The 15,678-nt window shown below is 68.5% G+C and carries 13 protein-coding genes; 7 read left to right on the top strand and 6 right to left on the bottom strand.

The features are described 5' to 3' along the window. Positions 1-31 precede the first annotated feature (31 nt). Positions 32-2,380: a bifunctional salicylyl-CoA 5-hydroxylase/oxidoreductase gene (locus tag ACQ4L4_RS01860; RefSeq protein ID WP_431102517.1), complete on the bottom strand. Its 2,349-nt coding sequence runs from the start codon at positions 2,378-2,380 to the stop codon at positions 32-34. A 232-nt stretch (positions 2,381-2,612) separates the two neighbouring features. On the opposite strand from ACQ4L4_RS01860, the gene kynB reads away from it, so the two are divergent. From kynB to ACQ4L4_RS01835, 5 genes are all read left to right on the top strand, one after another. Beyond that, positions 2,613-3,260, top strand: coding sequence for an arylformamidase (gene kynB, locus ACQ4L4_RS01855; protein WP_431102516.1), 648 nt, complete (start codon positions 2,613-2,615; stop codon positions 3,258-3,260). A gap of 106 nt (positions 3,261-3,366) precedes the next feature. Continuing rightward, the gene (kynU, locus tag ACQ4L4_RS01850; RefSeq protein WP_431102515.1) at positions 3,367-4,683 is read left to right on the top strand and encodes a kynureninase; all 1,317 of its coding nucleotides are present in this window, start codon (positions 3,367-3,369) and stop codon (positions 4,681-4,683) included. Between the two features lie 8 nt (positions 4,684-4,691). After that, positions 4,692-5,615 carry a tryptophan 2,3-dioxygenase gene (gene kynA, locus ACQ4L4_RS01845; protein WP_431102514.1) on the top strand — a complete coding sequence of 308 codons (924 nt, stop codon included), beginning with the start codon at positions 4,692-4,694 and terminating at the stop codon, positions 5,613-5,615. 245 nt (positions 5,616-5,860) lie between these two features. Further along, a complete protein-coding gene (locus ACQ4L4_RS01840) occupies positions 5,861-7,678 on the top strand; it encodes an aminopeptidase P family protein (protein WP_431102513.1) in 1,818 nt (605 codons plus the stop codon). 131 nt (positions 7,679-7,809) lie between these two features. Continuing rightward, positions 7,810-8,091 (top strand): hypothetical protein, encoded by a 282-nt coding sequence (locus ACQ4L4_RS01835; RefSeq protein ID WP_431102512.1) that lies wholly within the window; start codon positions 7,810-7,812, stop codon positions 8,089-8,091. A 43-nt stretch (positions 8,092-8,134) separates the two neighbouring features. Here the strand turns inward: ACQ4L4_RS01835 and ACQ4L4_RS01830 are convergent, their stop codons facing one another. From ACQ4L4_RS01830 to ACQ4L4_RS01815, 4 genes are all read right to left on the bottom strand, one after another. Beyond that, positions 8,135-8,977 (bottom strand): LytR/AlgR family response regulator transcription factor, encoded by an 843-nt coding sequence (locus ACQ4L4_RS01830; RefSeq protein ID WP_431102511.1) that lies wholly within the window; start codon positions 8,975-8,977, stop codon positions 8,135-8,137. A 1-nt stretch (position 8,978) separates the two neighbouring features. After that, the gene (locus ACQ4L4_RS01825; protein ID WP_431102510.1) at positions 8,979-10,070 is read right to left on the bottom strand and encodes a sensor histidine kinase; all 1,092 of its coding nucleotides are present in this window, start codon (positions 10,068-10,070) and stop codon (positions 8,979-8,981) included. 226 nt (positions 10,071-10,296) lie between these two features. Continuing rightward, positions 10,297-10,551: a hypothetical protein gene (locus ACQ4L4_RS01820; RefSeq protein WP_431102509.1), complete on the bottom strand. Its 255-nt coding sequence runs from the start codon at positions 10,549-10,551 to the stop codon at positions 10,297-10,299. A gap of 148 nt (positions 10,552-10,699) precedes the next feature. Beyond that, positions 10,700-11,302, bottom strand: a complete 603-nt coding sequence (locus ACQ4L4_RS01815; protein ID WP_431102508.1) for a hypothetical protein — start codon at positions 11,300-11,302, stop codon at positions 10,700-10,702. A gap of 247 nt (positions 11,303-11,549) precedes the next feature. Between ACQ4L4_RS01815 and ACQ4L4_RS01810 the strand changes: the two genes are divergently transcribed. Beyond that, positions 11,550-13,814, top strand: coding sequence for a RelA/SpoT family protein (locus tag ACQ4L4_RS01810; RefSeq protein WP_377156228.1), 2,265 nt, complete (start codon positions 11,550-11,552; stop codon positions 13,812-13,814). On the opposite strand, the gene greB is transcribed toward ACQ4L4_RS01810, so the two are convergent. Further along, positions 13,815-14,384: a transcription elongation factor GreB gene (gene greB / locus ACQ4L4_RS01805; RefSeq protein WP_431102507.1), complete on the bottom strand. Its 570-nt coding sequence runs from the start codon at positions 14,382-14,384 to the stop codon at positions 13,815-13,817. It lies immediately after the preceding gene. A gap of 117 nt (positions 14,385-14,501) precedes the next feature. On the opposite strand from greB, the gene ACQ4L4_RS01800 reads away from it, so the two are divergent. Then, positions 14,502-15,611 carry a CaiB/BaiF CoA transferase family protein gene (locus ACQ4L4_RS01800; protein WP_431102506.1) on the top strand — a complete coding sequence of 370 codons (1,110 nt, stop codon included), beginning with the start codon at positions 14,502-14,504 and terminating at the stop codon, positions 15,609-15,611. The last annotated feature ends 67 nt before the right edge of the window (positions 15,612-15,678 follow it).

The raw sequence follows: 15,678 nt of genomic DNA, 5'->3' as shown, positions 1-15,678 counted from the left end.
GCCCCTGTTTCCAGTCGTCATGGCCGCCACCTCAGACGCCGAGCGCCCGGTTGGCTTGTTCCTGCGCGGCCGCCCCGCCGCCCGTGGCGCGCTGGCGCTCGAACTCGCGCTCCATCTGGCTCTTGCCGGAGAGGTACTGGGTCGGCCAGTCGAGGCCCGGGCCCGACAGGTAGCCGATCTTCGCCGCCTCGGTCAGCGTCCACGCCGGGTTGGCCAGGTGCGGACGCGCGATCGCGCAGAGGTCCGCGCGGCCGGCCGCGATGATGCTGTTGACGTGGTCCGCCTCCGAGATGGCACCCACCGCGATCGTCGCGATGCCGGCACGGTTGCGCACGCTCTCGCTGAACGGCGTCTGCCACATGCGGCCGTAGACGGGCTTCTCCTGTTTGCTCACCTGGCCCGAGGAGACATCGATCAGATCGGCCCCCGCGGCCTTGAAAGCCTCCGCCATCGCGACCGCGTCCTCGGTCGTCGTGCCGCCGGGCACCCAGTCGTTCGCGGAGATCCGAACCGACATCGGCCGATCCTGCGGCCACACGGCGCGCATCGCGGCGAAGACTTCGAGCGGATAGCGCAGGCGGTTCTCCAGCGAGCCGCCGAACGCATCGCCGCGCTGGTTCGTCAACGGCGACAGGAAACTCGACAGCAGGTAACCGTGCGCGCAGTGCAGTTCCAGCCAGTCGAAGCCGGCCTCGGCGGCCCGGCGCGTCGCGGCGACGAAGTCCGCCTTGACGCGGTCCATGTCCGCGCGGGTCATCTCGCGCGACCACTGGCTGACGCCGTCCAGATACTGCTGCGGCGAGGCCGAGATCAACGGCCAGTTGCCCTCGTCCAGCGGTTGGTCGATGCCGTCCCAGGCCACGCGCGTCGAGCCCTTCGCGCCGGCGTGGCCGAGCTGCATCGCGATCTTCGCGGTCGAGCTGCGATGCACGTGGTCGACGATGCGCCGCCAGCCGTCGCGCTGCGCGTCGTTCCACAAGCCCGGGCATCCCGGCGTGATGCGCGCGTCCGGCGAGACGCAGGTCATCTCGACGAACACCAACCCCGCGCCGCCCATCGCGCGGGCGCCGAGGTGGGCCAGGTGGTAGTCGCCGGGCTGGCCGTCCTCGCAGGAGTACTGCGCCATCGGCGACACGACGACGCGGTTCTTCAAGCTCACGCCGCGCAGCGTGAACGGCGTGAACATCGGGGGCGCCGCGCGGTCCAGGCCCGCGCGTCGCGAGAGCCAAGACTCGTATTCGCCGACATAGCGCGCGTCGCGCAGCCGCAGGTTCTCGTGCGAGATCCGCTGCGAGCGCGTCAGCAGCGAGTACGCGAACTGCTCCGGCGCCAGCCGCGCGTGGCGCTCGACGTTCTCGAACCACTCCGTCGAGTTGCGCGCGGCGTTCTGGATGCGCAGCACGTCGATCGACCGCGTGGCTTCGTATTCCTCCAGCGCTGCGGTCAGGCTGTCGACGCCGCCGCCGTGACGCTCGATGTCGCGCGCCAGCGCGATGGCGTCCTCCAGCGCGAGCTTGGTGCCCGAGCCGATCGAGAAATGCGCCGTGTGCGCCGCGTCGCCCATCAGCACCACGGGCGCGCGGCCGTTGTGATGCACCCAGCGCTTGCAGACAACGCGCGGGAAACGGATCCACTGCGCCGAGCCGCGCAGGTGCGCCGCGTTCGAGATCAGCGGATGGCCGTCGAGCACCTTGGCGAAGAGCTTCTCGCAGAAGGCGATGCCCTCTTCCTTGCTCATGTCCTCGAGGCCGGCGGCCTGCCAGACGTGCTCCGGCGTCTCGACGATGAAGGTCGAGTGCGTGTCGTCGTAGCGGTAGGCATGCGCCTGGAACCAGCCCCATTCGGTCTTCTGGAAGTCGAAGGTGAAGGCGTCGAAGAGCTTCGTGGTGCCCAGCCAGACGAAACGGCAGTTCCGCAGGTCGATGTCGGGCTGGTAGGTCGCGGCGTACTTCTGGCGCAGGCGGCTGTTGAGGCCGTCGGCGGCGATGATCAGGTCGGCGTCGATTTCCGCGTCGTCGGCGACATCCGTCTCGTAGCGCAGGACCACGCCCAGTTCCTCGCAGCGCTCGCGCAGGATGTCCAGCAGCTTGCGCCGGCCGATGCCGCAGAAGCCGTGGCCGCCGGACACCATCGTGCGTCCGTCGATATGGACGGCGATGTCGTCCCAGTGGTTGAAGGACTGCAGGATCTGCTCGGCCGTCTTCGGGTCGGCCTCGCGCAGCGCGGCCAGCGTCTGGTCCGAGAACACCACGCCCCAGCCGAAGGTGTCGCCGGCGCGGTTGCGCTCCAGCACCGTCACGTCGTGCGCCGGGTTCTGCCGCTTCATCAGCAGCGCGAAGTACAGGCCGGCGGGACCGCCGCCGATGCAGGTGATACGCATGGTGGGAAACCCGGCGAGCGTCGGGCGAGGACTGCTTGACGGGATCACTTTAGGCATTGATAGTTGAAGTGTCAACGATCAAGGGCTGGTAGATAACCCTGAGTCGATCGACGTCGTCGGACCGGGCGGCTTGCGCAAACGCTCCGGCCTTGTTGGAATTAACCGACACCACGGCCCAGGACGCCGCGCTAAGGTGCGCGCCGTCGTGCCGCAAGCCCGGCAGGAGCAGCAGATGAAGTCAACCAGTCCTTCCCCTCGGCGATCGCTGTGGGACATCTCGCCGGTGGTGGCGCCCGACGCGCCGATCTTTCCCGGCGACGAGCCCTACGCGTTGAAGTGGACCGCCCGCCTGTCGCCGGACTGTCCGGTGAACCTGAGCGCGATCACGATGTCGCCGCACGTGGGCGCGCATGCCGATGCGCCCTTGCATTACGCCGACGGCGTCGCGAGCGCGGCGGAGGTCGCGCTCGATCCCTACCTCGGGCCCTGCCGCGTGATCCATGCGATCGGCTGCGGACCGCTGATCCGCATCGAGCATCTGGAACACGCCGGGCAGGACATGCCGGCGCGCGTGCTGGTGCGCTGCAACGAGCGCGCGGACACGGTCTGGAATCCCGACTTCAGCGCCTATGCGCCGGAAACCGTCGAGTGGCTCGCCGCGCGCGGCGTGAAACTGATCGGACTCGACACGCCGAGCGTCGATCCCGCGACCAGCAAGACGCTGGACAGCCATCAGCGGCTGTTGCGCCTGGATCTGCGCGTGCTGGAGAACCTCGTGCTCGACGATGTGCCCGAGGGCGACTACGAGCTGATCGCGCTGCCGCTGAAGCTGGCCGGCGCTTGCGCGTCGCCGGTGCGCGCGGTGCTGCGATCGCTCTGATCGCTTCAAACGCTCCGAACGCTTCGATCGCCGAGCCCTTCTCCGTTCCACCGATTTTTCCTTCTTCCCTTCCTCCCTTCTTTCATCGCACTTGCCTGGAACGCCGATGACGACAAGACAAGACTGCCTGGCCCTGGACGCCGCCGATCCGCTGGCGCCGTTGAAGGACCAGTTCTCGCTGCCCGCGGGCACGCTCTACCTGGACGGCAATTCGCTCGGCGCGATGCCCAAGGCCACCGCCGCGCGCGTGCAGCAGGTCATCGCCGAGGAATGGGGCCGCGACCTGATCAAGAGCTGGAACACCGCGGGCTGGATCGATTTGCCCACGCGCATCGGCGACAAGATCGGCCGCCTGATCGGCGCGAAACCCGGCGAGACCATCGTCGCGGATTCGACCTCGCTCAACCTCTACAAGGTGCTGAGCGCGGCGCTGCGCATCGTCAAGGCGGAGGAGACCGACACGGGCGGCCATCGCCGCACGGTCGTCGTCTCGGAACGCAGCAACTTCCCGACCGACCTCTACATCGCGGAAAGCCTCGCCGAGCAGTTCGGCATGACCCTCCACCTGGTCGACCACGTCGATGAGATTCCTTCGCTGCTGAACGATCGGCTCGCGGTGCTGATGCTCACCGAGGTCAACTACCGCACCGGCCGCAAGCACGACATGAAGGCGGTGACCGCCGCGGCCCACGCGGCCGGCGCGCTGACGGTGTGGGACCTCGCGCACTCGGCGGGCGCGATCCCGGTCGACCTGAACGGCGCGGATGCGGACTTCGCCATCGGCTGCGGCTACAAGTACCTCAACGGTGGTCCGGGCGCTCCCGCCTTCGTCTGGGCGCATCCACGCCACGCGGACCGCTTCTGGCAACCGCTGTCGGGCTGGCTGGGCCACGCATCGCCGTTCCAGTTCACGTCGAACTACGCGCCCGCGCCTGGCATCAAGCGCTACATCTGCGGCACGCCGGCGATCCTCTCCACGGCGGCGCTGGAGTGCGGCGTGGACACGCTGCTGGCGGCCGAGCCCTTCGGCGGCATGGCGGCGCTGCGCGAGAAGTCGATCGCCTTGACCGAGCTGTTCGCGCGCCTGGCCGAAGAGCGCTGCGGCGGGCAAGGCATCGACGTCGTCTCGCCGCGCGACGCCGCGCAGCGCGGCAGTCAGGTCTGCCTGGCGCTGAGGGCGCCGCTGCACGAGACCACCGGCTATGCGGTCGTGCAGGCGCTGATCGAGCGCGGCGTGATCGGCGACTTCCGTGCGGGCGATCCGACGCGCCTCGACGAGGTGCCGCACATCCTGCGCTTCGGCTTCACGCCGCTGTACATCGGCTACACCGACGCGTGGGATGCGGTCGAGCACCTGCATCAGGTGCTGGCCACCGAGGAATGGCGCGAGGCGCGCTTCAACAAGAAGGCGGCGGTGACATGAGTTGCCCGATGGGACATGGGTCTGGGTCCGGCGCCGCTGAGGCGAGCGACAAGGCCTCGCAAGGGGTCGGGAAAAGCATCGACCAAGCCGTCGGGCAAGGCGGCGAGGCGATCGTCCGCGAGGAGGGCGCGCAGCTCGATTTCTCCAAGGACATGAGCTACGGCGACTACCTGCGCCTGGATCAGGTGCTGAGCGCGCAGCACCCGCTCTCGCCCGACCACAACGAGATGCTGTTCATCATCCAGCACCAGACCTCGGAGCTGTGGATGAAGCTGATGCTGCACGAGCTGCATGGGGCGGTGACGCACGTGGCCTCGGACCAGTTGCCCGAGGCCTTCAAGATGCTGGCGCGGGTGTCGCGGATCATGGAGCAGCTCGTCCACGCCTGGGACGTGCTCAGCACCATGACGCCGCCGGAGTACTCGGCCATCCGGCCTTACCTCTCCAACAGCAGCGGCTTCCAGAGCGCGCAGTACCGGCGCATCGAGTTCATGCTCGGCAACAAGAACGCCGCAATGCTCAAGCCGCACGCGCATCGCGCCGATCTGCTGGCCGATGTGCAGGCGGCTTACGAAGCGCCCTCGCTGTATGACGAAGTCCTGCGGCTGCTGAAGCGCCGCGGCATCGACGTGCCGGCCGCTGCGCTCGATCGCGACTGGACGCAGCCGCGCTCCGCCGACGACGGCGTCAAGGCCGCGTGGCTCGAGGTCTACCGCGATCCGAAAGCACACTGGGACCTGTACCAGATGGGCGAGGAACTCGTCGACCTCGAAGACGCCTTCCGGCTTTGGCGGTTCCGCCACGTCACGACCGTGGAACGCGTCATCGGCTTCAAGCGAGGCACCGGCGGGACGGGCGGCGTCAGCTACCTGCGCAAGATGCTCGACGTCGTGCTGTTTCCCGAGCTGTGGGCGTTGCGGACGGAGCTCTGAATTCAGGGACCGAGCGCTCGCGGAGCAACCAGGCCCCCTTGACTCCATCTCCCTCCTTTGGCGGCCGCCACGGCCGCCAAATTCCCTCCTTAAGTTCCGTCAAGGGGGCCTGGTCGCCCCGCTCCGGAACGACCTCGCATGCTCGTTGGAGGGGGCGGGGCGGTCGCTCCTACAATTCGGGGACTTCGAAGTGGGGGATCTATCCGGTCACCCACGGTCCGCTCGCCAACCCGCCGAGGCCCGCCATGGATACCCGCCTTTCCCAGATCAAGCTGCGCATCTCCAGATTGCGCGACGCACTGCGCAACGCCGGCGCCCACGCCATCCTCGTCCCCTCGGCCGATCCACATCTCTCCGAATACCTGCCGCGTCGCTGGCAAGCCCGCGAAGTCTTCTCCGGGTTCACCGGGTCGATGGGCACGCTGGTCGTCACGCTGGATGACGCCCAACTCTTCGCCGACAGCCGCTACTGGACCTCGGCCGAACGCGAACTCGCCAACAGCGGCATCAACCTCTTCAAGATCCCCACCGGCGCCTCCAGCCAGCACATCACCTGGATCGCGGACAAGCTCCAGAACGGCCAGACCCTGGTCGTCGACGGCCAGGTGCTCGGCCTTGCAGTGGCCCAGCAGCTGCGCGCCGCGCTCGGCGCCAAGGGCGTGCTGATCAACACCGCCATCGACCTGATCGACCAGGCCTGGGACGACCGCCCCGGACTGCCCGACGCCCCCATCTACGAACACGCCTCGCCGCAAGCCACCGTCAGTCGCGCCGACAAGCTCCAGCAGGTCCGCGAAGGCATGGCCAGGCACGGCGCCTCGCACCACCTGATCTCCAGCGTCGACGACGTCGCCTGGCTGTTCAACCTGCGCGGCTCGGACGTCACCTACAACCCGGTGTTCCTGGCGCATGCGCTGCTCGACAAGAACGGCGCGACGCTGTTCGTGCAACCCGGCAAGATCGACGCGGCCCTCGAGCAGCGTCTCTCGGCCGACGGCGTGCGCCTTGCGCCTTATGCCGACACCCGCGCCTCGCTGGGCGCCCTGCCCGCGGATGCCAAGGTGCTGATCGATCCGCGCCGCGTCACGCTCGGCCTGCGCGAGGCGCTGCCCGCGTCGGCGACCGTCGTCGAAGCCATCAACCCCAGCACCCTGCTGAAGAGCCGCAAGAACGCCGCCGAAGCGCAGTTCATCCGTCAGGCGATGGAGCAGGACGGCGCCGCGATGTGCGCGTTCTACGCCTGGTTCGAAGCGGCGATGGCACGCGGCGAGGCGATCTCCGAACTCACCATCGACGAACGCCTGACCGCCGAGCGCGCCAAGCGCCCCGGCTTCGTCGGCCTGTCGTTCTCGACGATCGCCGGCTTCAACGCCAATGGCGCGATGCCGCATTACCGCGCGGTGCCGGAGTCCTTCTCCCAGATCGACGGCAACGGCCTGCTGCTGATCGACTCGGGCGGCCAGTACCTCGGCGGCACGACCGATATCACCCGCGTCTGGCCGATCGGCACCATCACCGACGACCACAAGCGCGACTACACGCTGGTGCTCAAGGGCACGATCGCGCTGTCGCGCACCGCGTTCCCCCGCGGCACGCTGAGCCCGATGCTCGACGCCATCGCCCGCGCCCCGCTGTGGGCCTACGGCCTGGACTACGGCCACGGGACCGGCCACGGCGTCGGCTACTTCATGAACGTTCATGAAGGCCCGCAGAGCATCTCCAAGGCCGTGCCCGATGCGAACATGGCCATGGAGCCCGGCATGATCACGTCGATCGAACCCGGCCTCTATCGCCCCGGCCAATGGGGGGTGCGAATCGAGAACCTGGTGCTGAACGTGGCCTTCGACACCCCCGAAAAGGGGCAGTTCGGCGAGATGTTGGCGTTCGAGACGCTGACGCTGTGCCCGATCGACACGCGTTGCATCGCGCTGGCCTTGCTGTCGGAAGACGAACTGGCATGGCTGAATGCGTATCACGCCGAGGTGCGCCGCCGCCTGGCGCCACTGGTCGACGGCGAGGCGCTGGCGTGGCTGAACACCCGCACCGAGGCGCTGCAACGTTGATCGCCGGACCGTCCGTGCGACGGATGGGGGAAAAGCGCGGTTGAGCCGCGCTTTTTTACGTCCGGCCTCGCTGGAAGCGCTCCGGGCCGCCACCTAGACTTGTTCCAGGTTGTCGACGAGGAGCAGAGACCATGGACACCCGACTCTCTCAAGCGTGGAACGGCTGGCGCGCCTTGGTGCGACACAGGCCATCGACCAACGACGAGCACGAGCTGCACCGTTTCTCCGACGGCGCCATGCACACGGCCTTGATGGTCGCGATCATCGCGGTGGCCGTGATGGCCGTCGTGCAGATGGTCAACGTGGCCGCCCCGATGTGGCAGCTGGAACCCGTCGTCGTGCAGGGCAAGGCGCAGCAGGTGCCGCTGCCCGCCGCGCCGCAGCCGCTGGAACAGTCGCAACCCGGGCGCTGAGCCCCGCGGGACCGGCCACGCCGGTCTCCGCTGCCGGGCCTTCTCACATCTGCCGGAACAGGTGCAGGTAACTGCGGCTGACCGGCAGCACTTCAGGGCGGGCCTTCAGGTGGAGGTCCGCCGTTTCATTGGGACCACGCGTGACGTGACTGATCGCGTGCAGGTTCACGACGACCGAGCGATGGACCTGCACGAAGCGCTGCGCGTCGAGCCGCTCGATCAACTCGCGGATCGGCGTGCGGATGAGGGCCTCACCCTCCGCGGTGACGACCAGCGTGTACTTCTCATCCGATCGCAGGAACAGGATGTCGTCGACCGGGATCAGCTTCAGCGTCGAGCCGACCGAGGCCCGGATCCATTGCAGCGGTCCGGTGTCGGTCGCCAAGCCGCCGGCCGTCGGCGCGGGCGCGCCCGGCGGACGGGCCATGCGCCGGGCGAGTTCGTCGATGACGGCTTCGAGCGCCGCCTGACTCCCCTCCGCGCGCGATCGCTGGGGCGATTCGGCCAGACGCTCCTTGAGCCGCCCGACCGTGTCGGCAAGGCGAACCTCGTCGACCGGTTTGACCAGGTAGTCGATCGCGCCGCGCTCGAAGGCCTGCAGCGCATAGTCCTCGAAGGCGGTCACGAACACCACCTGCGCCTGCCGCGCGATCTGCCGCGCCGCTTCCATCCCGTTCAGGCCCGGCATGTGGACGTCGAGGAAGGCGATGTCGGGCCGATGGACTTCGAACATCTCGACCGCCTCGCGTCCGTTGCGCGCCTGCGCGACGACGCGCAACTCCGGCCACAGCAAGCCGAGACTGCGCTGCAGGCTGTCGCGGAGCAGCGGTTCGTCATCGGCGATCAGGGCCGTCGGCGCGTGGGCGGAGTGGGTGGAGAAGCTCATGTCATTGCGGTGTGAAGCGCAGTTCGGCGCACAGGCCGTGCGGCAGATTCTCGGTGAGCGCCAGCGTGGCGCCGAGGCCGTAGAACAGCGTCAGCCGCTCGCGCAGGTTGCGCAGCCCGGTGCCGCTGCCCATGCTCTGCGTCATGCCGACACCGGAATCGCTGACCCACAGCCGGACCTGCCCGTCGTGCAGGGCGCCGCCGACCTCGATGCGGCCGCCCTCCTCGCTCGGATCGATGCCGTGGCGCACGGCGTTCTCGACCAGCGTCAGCAGGGCCATGGGCGGAAAGCGCAGGCCGCCGAGCTCCGGCGGCAGCTCGACGACGTAGTCCAGCCGGTCCGGCATCCGCAGATGCATCAGCTCCAGGTAGGCACGGACCAGCGCCACCTCGTCCGACAGCGTCGTGGCATCGCCTTGCAGTCGCGGCATCGCCGCACGCAGGTAGGCGATCAGGCTCCGCAGCACCGGTGCGGCTTGCGGCGAACCGGTCTCCACCAGCGCGCGGACATTGGCCAGCGTGTTGAACAGGAAATGCGGCTCCACCTGCGCTTGCAGCAGTCGCAGCCGGGCGTCCAGCGCCTGGCGCTCCAGCTCGCTCCGTTCGAGTTCGAAGCTGAGCGCCTGGTTGCGGGCCTCGGCGTCCCGCTGGCGGTAGAGCGCGCCCATCGCCAGCAGCGGCCCGACCACCAGGCCCGAACCCGCGATCCAGAGGAAGCCGAGCATCCGGGATTCGGACTCGACGAAGCTGGAAAAGTCGCCGCCGACGGCGACCATGTAGACCGCCAACGTGGCCAGCGGCACCGCCGCCGCCACCACGACGACCTGGAACAGCCAGCGCGCCCACCAGCGCGGCAGACGGCGCGGCCACTGCCCCGCCGCGGAGAACGCCAGCAGCGCCAGCATGCCCACGAACATCGTCCGCCCCAGCAGGACCGGGAACGGCGTGATGAAGATCGGTTGCAGCGCCAGCGCGAAGACGGTGGCCAGCGCCAGGGCCAGCAGGACGCGCTGGGGCGTCAGGTAGGAGACGAAACCATGCCAGGCCGGGTGCGGGGGCTCGACGGGGCTGACAGGGAGGACCGGGGTCGACATGCCCGCACGATAGCGGGCCCGCCGTGACGATCCAAGCGCGGGCAGGCTCTCACGCGACGAAGCACGGGATGGGCCGCTTGAGCCACGAAGACCGGGCCGGCAATCGCCCCCACCCGCGGCAGCGTGGCAAAGAAATCTTCGAACAGCCTGTCGTCGGACAGGGGGGCGTCGGAAAAGTCGGCGGAAAAGTCGTCGGACAGGCCGTCCTCGAACGGGCCGGCCGCGCTCATGCGTACATCCCGATCCGGCACATCACCGCTTCCTTGCCGGCGTTGATGGCAAAGCGCAGCGCCTCCGCCGGCGTCGCCCAGCCGTAGCCGCCGGCCAGGTTCTCGTCACGGAAGGCCTCGCGCTTGTTCATCGCCTCGCTGTGCCCCGTCCGCACCACGACGACCGCCGCCACATAGCCGAACTGGCGCGGGCGTTCGATCGCGCCGGCATAGATGCGGTAGTCCCCGGTCTCGATTTCGGCGAAGTGCATGGCTGACTCCTTCAACGACAGGCAGCTCGTCGGGAGCCGCGATGGAGTCAACTGTGCGCGCTGCAACGCGCGATGCATACCCAACTGAGGAGGGCCCTCGGAAGGGGGAGTCCGTCCCGGATCCCCCAATCGGGCGATGGGCCCGGGTTCAGAACTGGTTGTTCGCGATCGAGGTGTACTCGCGCAACTCGGCTTCGACGACGCGCTTGGGCGGCACGTCCGCCGGGCGCTGGCCCAGCGTGGGGTGGAGGACGTCGTAGGCCCGACGTTCCGACGGCGAGATCACGCCGTTCTGGTCGGAATCGGCTTCGGCATAGACCAGGTTGGGCACCAGGCTGATCGGCGCGGGGAACTTCTCGTCCGTGGACACCACGGCGGCGCGGGCATTCGACGGCTGGAAGGAGGTGCTCTGCGCCGTCACGGTCGTGGGGGCGGCAGGCGCCGGAGCCGGAGCCGGTGCCCGTGTCGGAGCTTGAACTGAGGCCGTTTGAGTCGACGCCGCTTGAGCGGGCGCCGATTGAGCGGACGGCGTTTGAGCGGACGGCACTTGAGCGGACGGCGTTTGCGCCGGCGCCGCCGCGCCGGAAGCCGCCAGGCTCGTCGCCTGCGGTGACAGGCTGACCACGGCGGACGCCTCGGCCTGCGAAGCGGTCGAGGGGTCGTAGACATCGGCTTCGCGCACGCGGGCCGACTGCCCGGTGCTTGCACCGGGTCCATTCACATTTGTCGAGTTGTTCAGGGCAGCAATCATGGCGAGCCTCCCGCGAGGTGTCCGCACATTTCGGCCAGCGGATGCCGGGACCGGGACACGTCCCGGGCCAACGCCCTTTCAGGGCATGATCGGTTTATCGGCGGGCGATCTCCGGACTTTAGGCTTCAGTCCGCGCCTTTCGCACTTTCTTGATAGGGATAAACCCCTAATCCCGTGCCGGAAGGAGCTTCGAGCCCGCAAGCCCACTCACCGGAAACCCCTGTCGCCATCGGTTAAATTGCACCGCATGGGTCTCCGCTCCTTCGCAACCGCTCACATTCCAGGTCTGACCGGACTGGCAGGCCCCAAGGCCACGCCGGACACGGCCGCCGAGGCGTCCTCGTTCGACGCGCTCGTCGATCGCCTGCACTACCTCCCCAAGGCCGACGTCAAGCGCATCCGGGAGGCCTACAAGTTCGCGGACGAGGCCCATCTGGGCCAGTTCCGGGCCAGCGGCGAGCCCTACATCACCCATCCGATCGCCGTCGCCGGCCTGTGCGCCGACTGGCGCCTGGACGCGCAGGCCATCATGGCCGCGCTGATGCACGACGCGATGGAGGATTGCGGCGTCACCAAGACCGAACTGATCGAACGCTTCGAGGCGCCGACCGCGGAACTGGTCGACGGCCTGACCAAGCTGGACAAGCTGCAGTTCTCGACCCGCGAGGAATCGCAGGCGGAAAGCTTCCGCAAGATGCTGCTGGCGATGGCGCGGGACGTCCGCGTCATCCTGATCAAGCTGGCCGACCGCCTGCACAACATGCGGACGATGCAGCACATGGCGTTCGACAAGCGACGCCGCATCGCCCGCGAGACGCTCGACATCTACGCCCCCATCGCCCACCGGCTCGGCCTCAACGAGATCTACCGGGAACTGCAGGAACTGTCGTTCCAGTACATCCACCCGTGGCGCCACGGCGCGCTGGCCAAGGCCGTCACGAAGGCGCGCGGTCACCGGCGCGACCTGGTGTCGCGCATCGAGCGCGACGTGCAGAAAGCCTTCGCCGAGGCCAACCTGCGCGTCGAGATCCAGGGCCGCGAGAAGACGCTCTTCAGCATCTACAAGAAGATGAGAGAGAAGCACCTGAGCTTCGCCCAGGTCAGCGACATCTTCGGCTTCCGCGTCATCGTGCAGGACCTGCCGCAGTGCTACTGGTCGCTGGGCGTGCTGCACCAGCTCTACAAGCCGCAGCCGGGCCGCTTCAAGGACTACGTCGCCATCCCCAAGCCCAACGGCTACCAGTCGCTGCACACGACGCTGGTCAGCCCGCTCGGCACGCCGGTGGAATTCCAGATGCGGACCGAGGCGATGCACATGGTCGCCGAGAAGGGCGTGGCCGCGCACTGGCTGTACAAGAGCAAGGGCGACGCCAAGGGCGCGCAGCAACTGGGATCGCGCTGGCTGCAGTCGCTGCTGGACATCCAGGACGAGACCCGCGACGCGACCGAATTCCTGGAGCACGTCAAGATCGACCTGTTCCCCGACGCGGTCTACGTGTTCACGCCGAAGTCCAAGATCATGGCGCTGCCCAAGGGCGCGACGCCGGTGGACTTCGCCTACGCGATCCACTCGGACGTGGGCGACCATTGCGTCGCCGCCAAGGTCAACGGCGAGCCCGTGCCGCTGCGCACCGAGCTGCGCAGCGGGGACGTGATCGAGGTGGTCACCGCCGCCGGCGCGCGGCCGAATCCGGCCTGGCTGAGTTTCGTGCGCACCGGCCGGGCGCGCTCCAAGATCCGGCACTTCCTGAAGAACCTGGAGCAGGAGGAATCCCGCGAGCTCGGCCACAAGATGCTGGCCCAGGCGCTGCGCGCCGAAGGCCTGGCGCTGCCCAGCCTGCAGCCCGAGGACGAGACCGCCGCCGCGCTGTGGCAGGACCTGGCCCGCTGGGCGGGCAACCGGCATGTCGACGAGCTCCTCGTCGAGATCGGCCTGGGGCGCAAGATCGCGACGATCGTCGCGAAGAAGCTGGCGCGCACGCTGTCCGACCAGGGGCAGCGGCCCGACGCGGTGCTGCTGACGATGGGGCGTTTCGCCACCGATGACGCACCGGCCCAGGGTCAGGTCTTGATCGACGGCAGCGAAGGCGCGTCGGTGCGGCTGGCCACCTGCTGCCGGCCGATTCCCGGCGACGACATCAAGGGCTATCTCGGCCGCGGCGAGGGGCTGGTGGTGCACACGGCCGAGTGCTCGGTCGGAAGACGCCTGTTCCAGCGCGACAGCGAGCACTGGATCGCCGTGGGCTGGGGCGAGGAACTGAGCCGCAGCTTCGAAGCCGAGGTCGGCGTGCTGATGCGCAACGGCAAGGGCGTGCTGGCGCAGATCGCGACCGCGGTCAGCAGCGCCGAGGCCGACATCACCCACATCGCGATGAGCGACGACTCCCAGCAGCGCGAGACGGCAGAGATGACGCTGCTGCTGGCGGTGCGCGACCGGCTGCACCTGGCCGACGCGCTGCGCACGCTCAAGCGCTCGAGCGCCGTGATGCGCGCGTGGCGCGTGAAGCCCTGATCAGGCGCCGGGCTTGGCGGGCGTCGGGTAGCGGACCTCGACGACCTCGATGGGCTCCACGCCGACCGGCGTCACCAGCTGCAGCTCGTCGCCCTCGCGCGCCTTCAGCAGCGTGCGCGCGATCGGCGACACCCAGCTCACCTCGCCCGCCAGGCTGTCCGACTCGTCGATGCCCTTGATGGTGATGGTCCGCTCCTCGCCCTTCGAATTGGCGTAGGTCACGGTCGCGCCGAAGAACACCTGGTCGCTGCCGTGATGGGCGCTGGGGTCGACGACCTCGGCGATGTCCAACCGCTTCGTCAGGAAGCGCAGGCGGCGGTCGATCTCGCGCAGCCGCTTCTTGCCATAGAGGTAGTCGCCGTTCTCCGAGCGGTCGCCGTTCTTCGCGGCCCAGGAGACGATCTCGACGATCTTCGGGCGCTCGACGTCCAGCAGCTGCATGAACTCGGCGCGCAGCCGGGCGTAACCCTCCGGCGTCATGTAGTTGCGCGCGCCCTGCGGCAATGCGGGCAGCGACGGGCCGTCGTCATCGTCGTCGCTCTCGGATTCCTTCGTGAATGCCTTGCTCATGAGGCTATTGTGTCGCGCACCGGGCCTGCCCTGATCGTGTCGTCGTCCAGCCGTCCAGAGAATCCGGTCCCAACGCGCTATGGTGTGACGACTCCACATCCCCAGGGAAGGCGCGGCATGAACGACACCACGGACCCGGGCGCGAGCGGGCCCTTGAGCGGATTGCGAATCGTCGAGTTCGCCGGCATCGGCCCCGCGCCCTTCGCAGGGCTCGTGCTGGCTGATTTCGGTGCCGAGGTGACCGTGGTCGAGCGCCCGGGCGGCGAAACCCGGCTCGGTGGCGGCGCGACGCTGAATCGCGGCAAGACCGTCGTGCAGGCGGATCTGAAATCCACCGCCGGGTTGGCACGGGTGCGCGAGATCGTCGCAGGCGCCGACGCGCTGATCGAAGGCTTTCGCCCGGGCGTGATGGAAAGGCTAGGACTGGGCCCGGACACGCTGCTGGCGGCCTATCCCAGGCTGGTTTACGCCCGGCTCACCGGTTGGGGCCAGACAGGGCCGATGGCGCAGCGTGCCGGCCATGACATCAACTATGTCGCGCTGAGCGGCCTGATGCCCTTCGCCGCGCGTCCCGGTCAGGCGCCCGCGCTACCGGCCACCCTGCTCGGCGACATCGGCGGCGGCGCGTTGACGATGCTCTTCGGACTGATGTGCGCATTGTGGGAGGCGCGCCAGTCAGGGCGGGGGCAGGTCGTGGACGCGGCGATCGTCGACGGCGTCGGCTACATGGGGACCCTGATCCAGGCCCTGCGCGCCGGTGGCCGGTGGGACGACGATCCGTCGCGCAACCTCTTTCTGCATCGCTCGCATTTTTACGATTGCTTCGAATGCGCGGACGGTCGCTGGCTGTCGCTGGGGGCGATCGAAGCGCCCTTCCAGCAGCAACTCATGGCGCGGCTTGGCCTCCCGGCGGCGTCGCCGGACGATCCCGCGCATTGGCCGGCGTTGCGCGACGCGGTCGCCGCGCGGATCCAGCAGGAGCCGCTCGAGCACTGGGTGGCTGCATTCGAAGGAAGCGACGCCTGCGTCGCCCCGGTGCTGACCGCCGCTGAAGCGCCCCTGCACACCCATCAGCAGGCCCGTCGCAACTTCTTCATGCAGGACGGACTGGCGTGGCCGATGCCGGCGCCGAAACTCTCCCGCACGCCAGCCCGGCCCGGTCCCCCGGTCACCGAGAACGATCTCCCGCAGGAGTTATTTGGCGCGCACGATATTCGCCCAAGATAATCCCCCGCGGTCAGTCAATCTGTCTCGCGAATGGATTCACGGGGAATCAGCGGAAATCCGAAAATGC

The organism is Roseateles noduli (genome assembly GCF_050626985.1).
Classification (GTDB): domain Bacteria; phylum Pseudomonadota; class Gammaproteobacteria; order Burkholderiales; family Burkholderiaceae_C; genus Roseateles; species Roseateles noduli_A.
The sequence above is the reverse complement of the archived record's forward strand: the minus strand, read 5'-3'. Positions and strand labels throughout refer to the sequence as shown.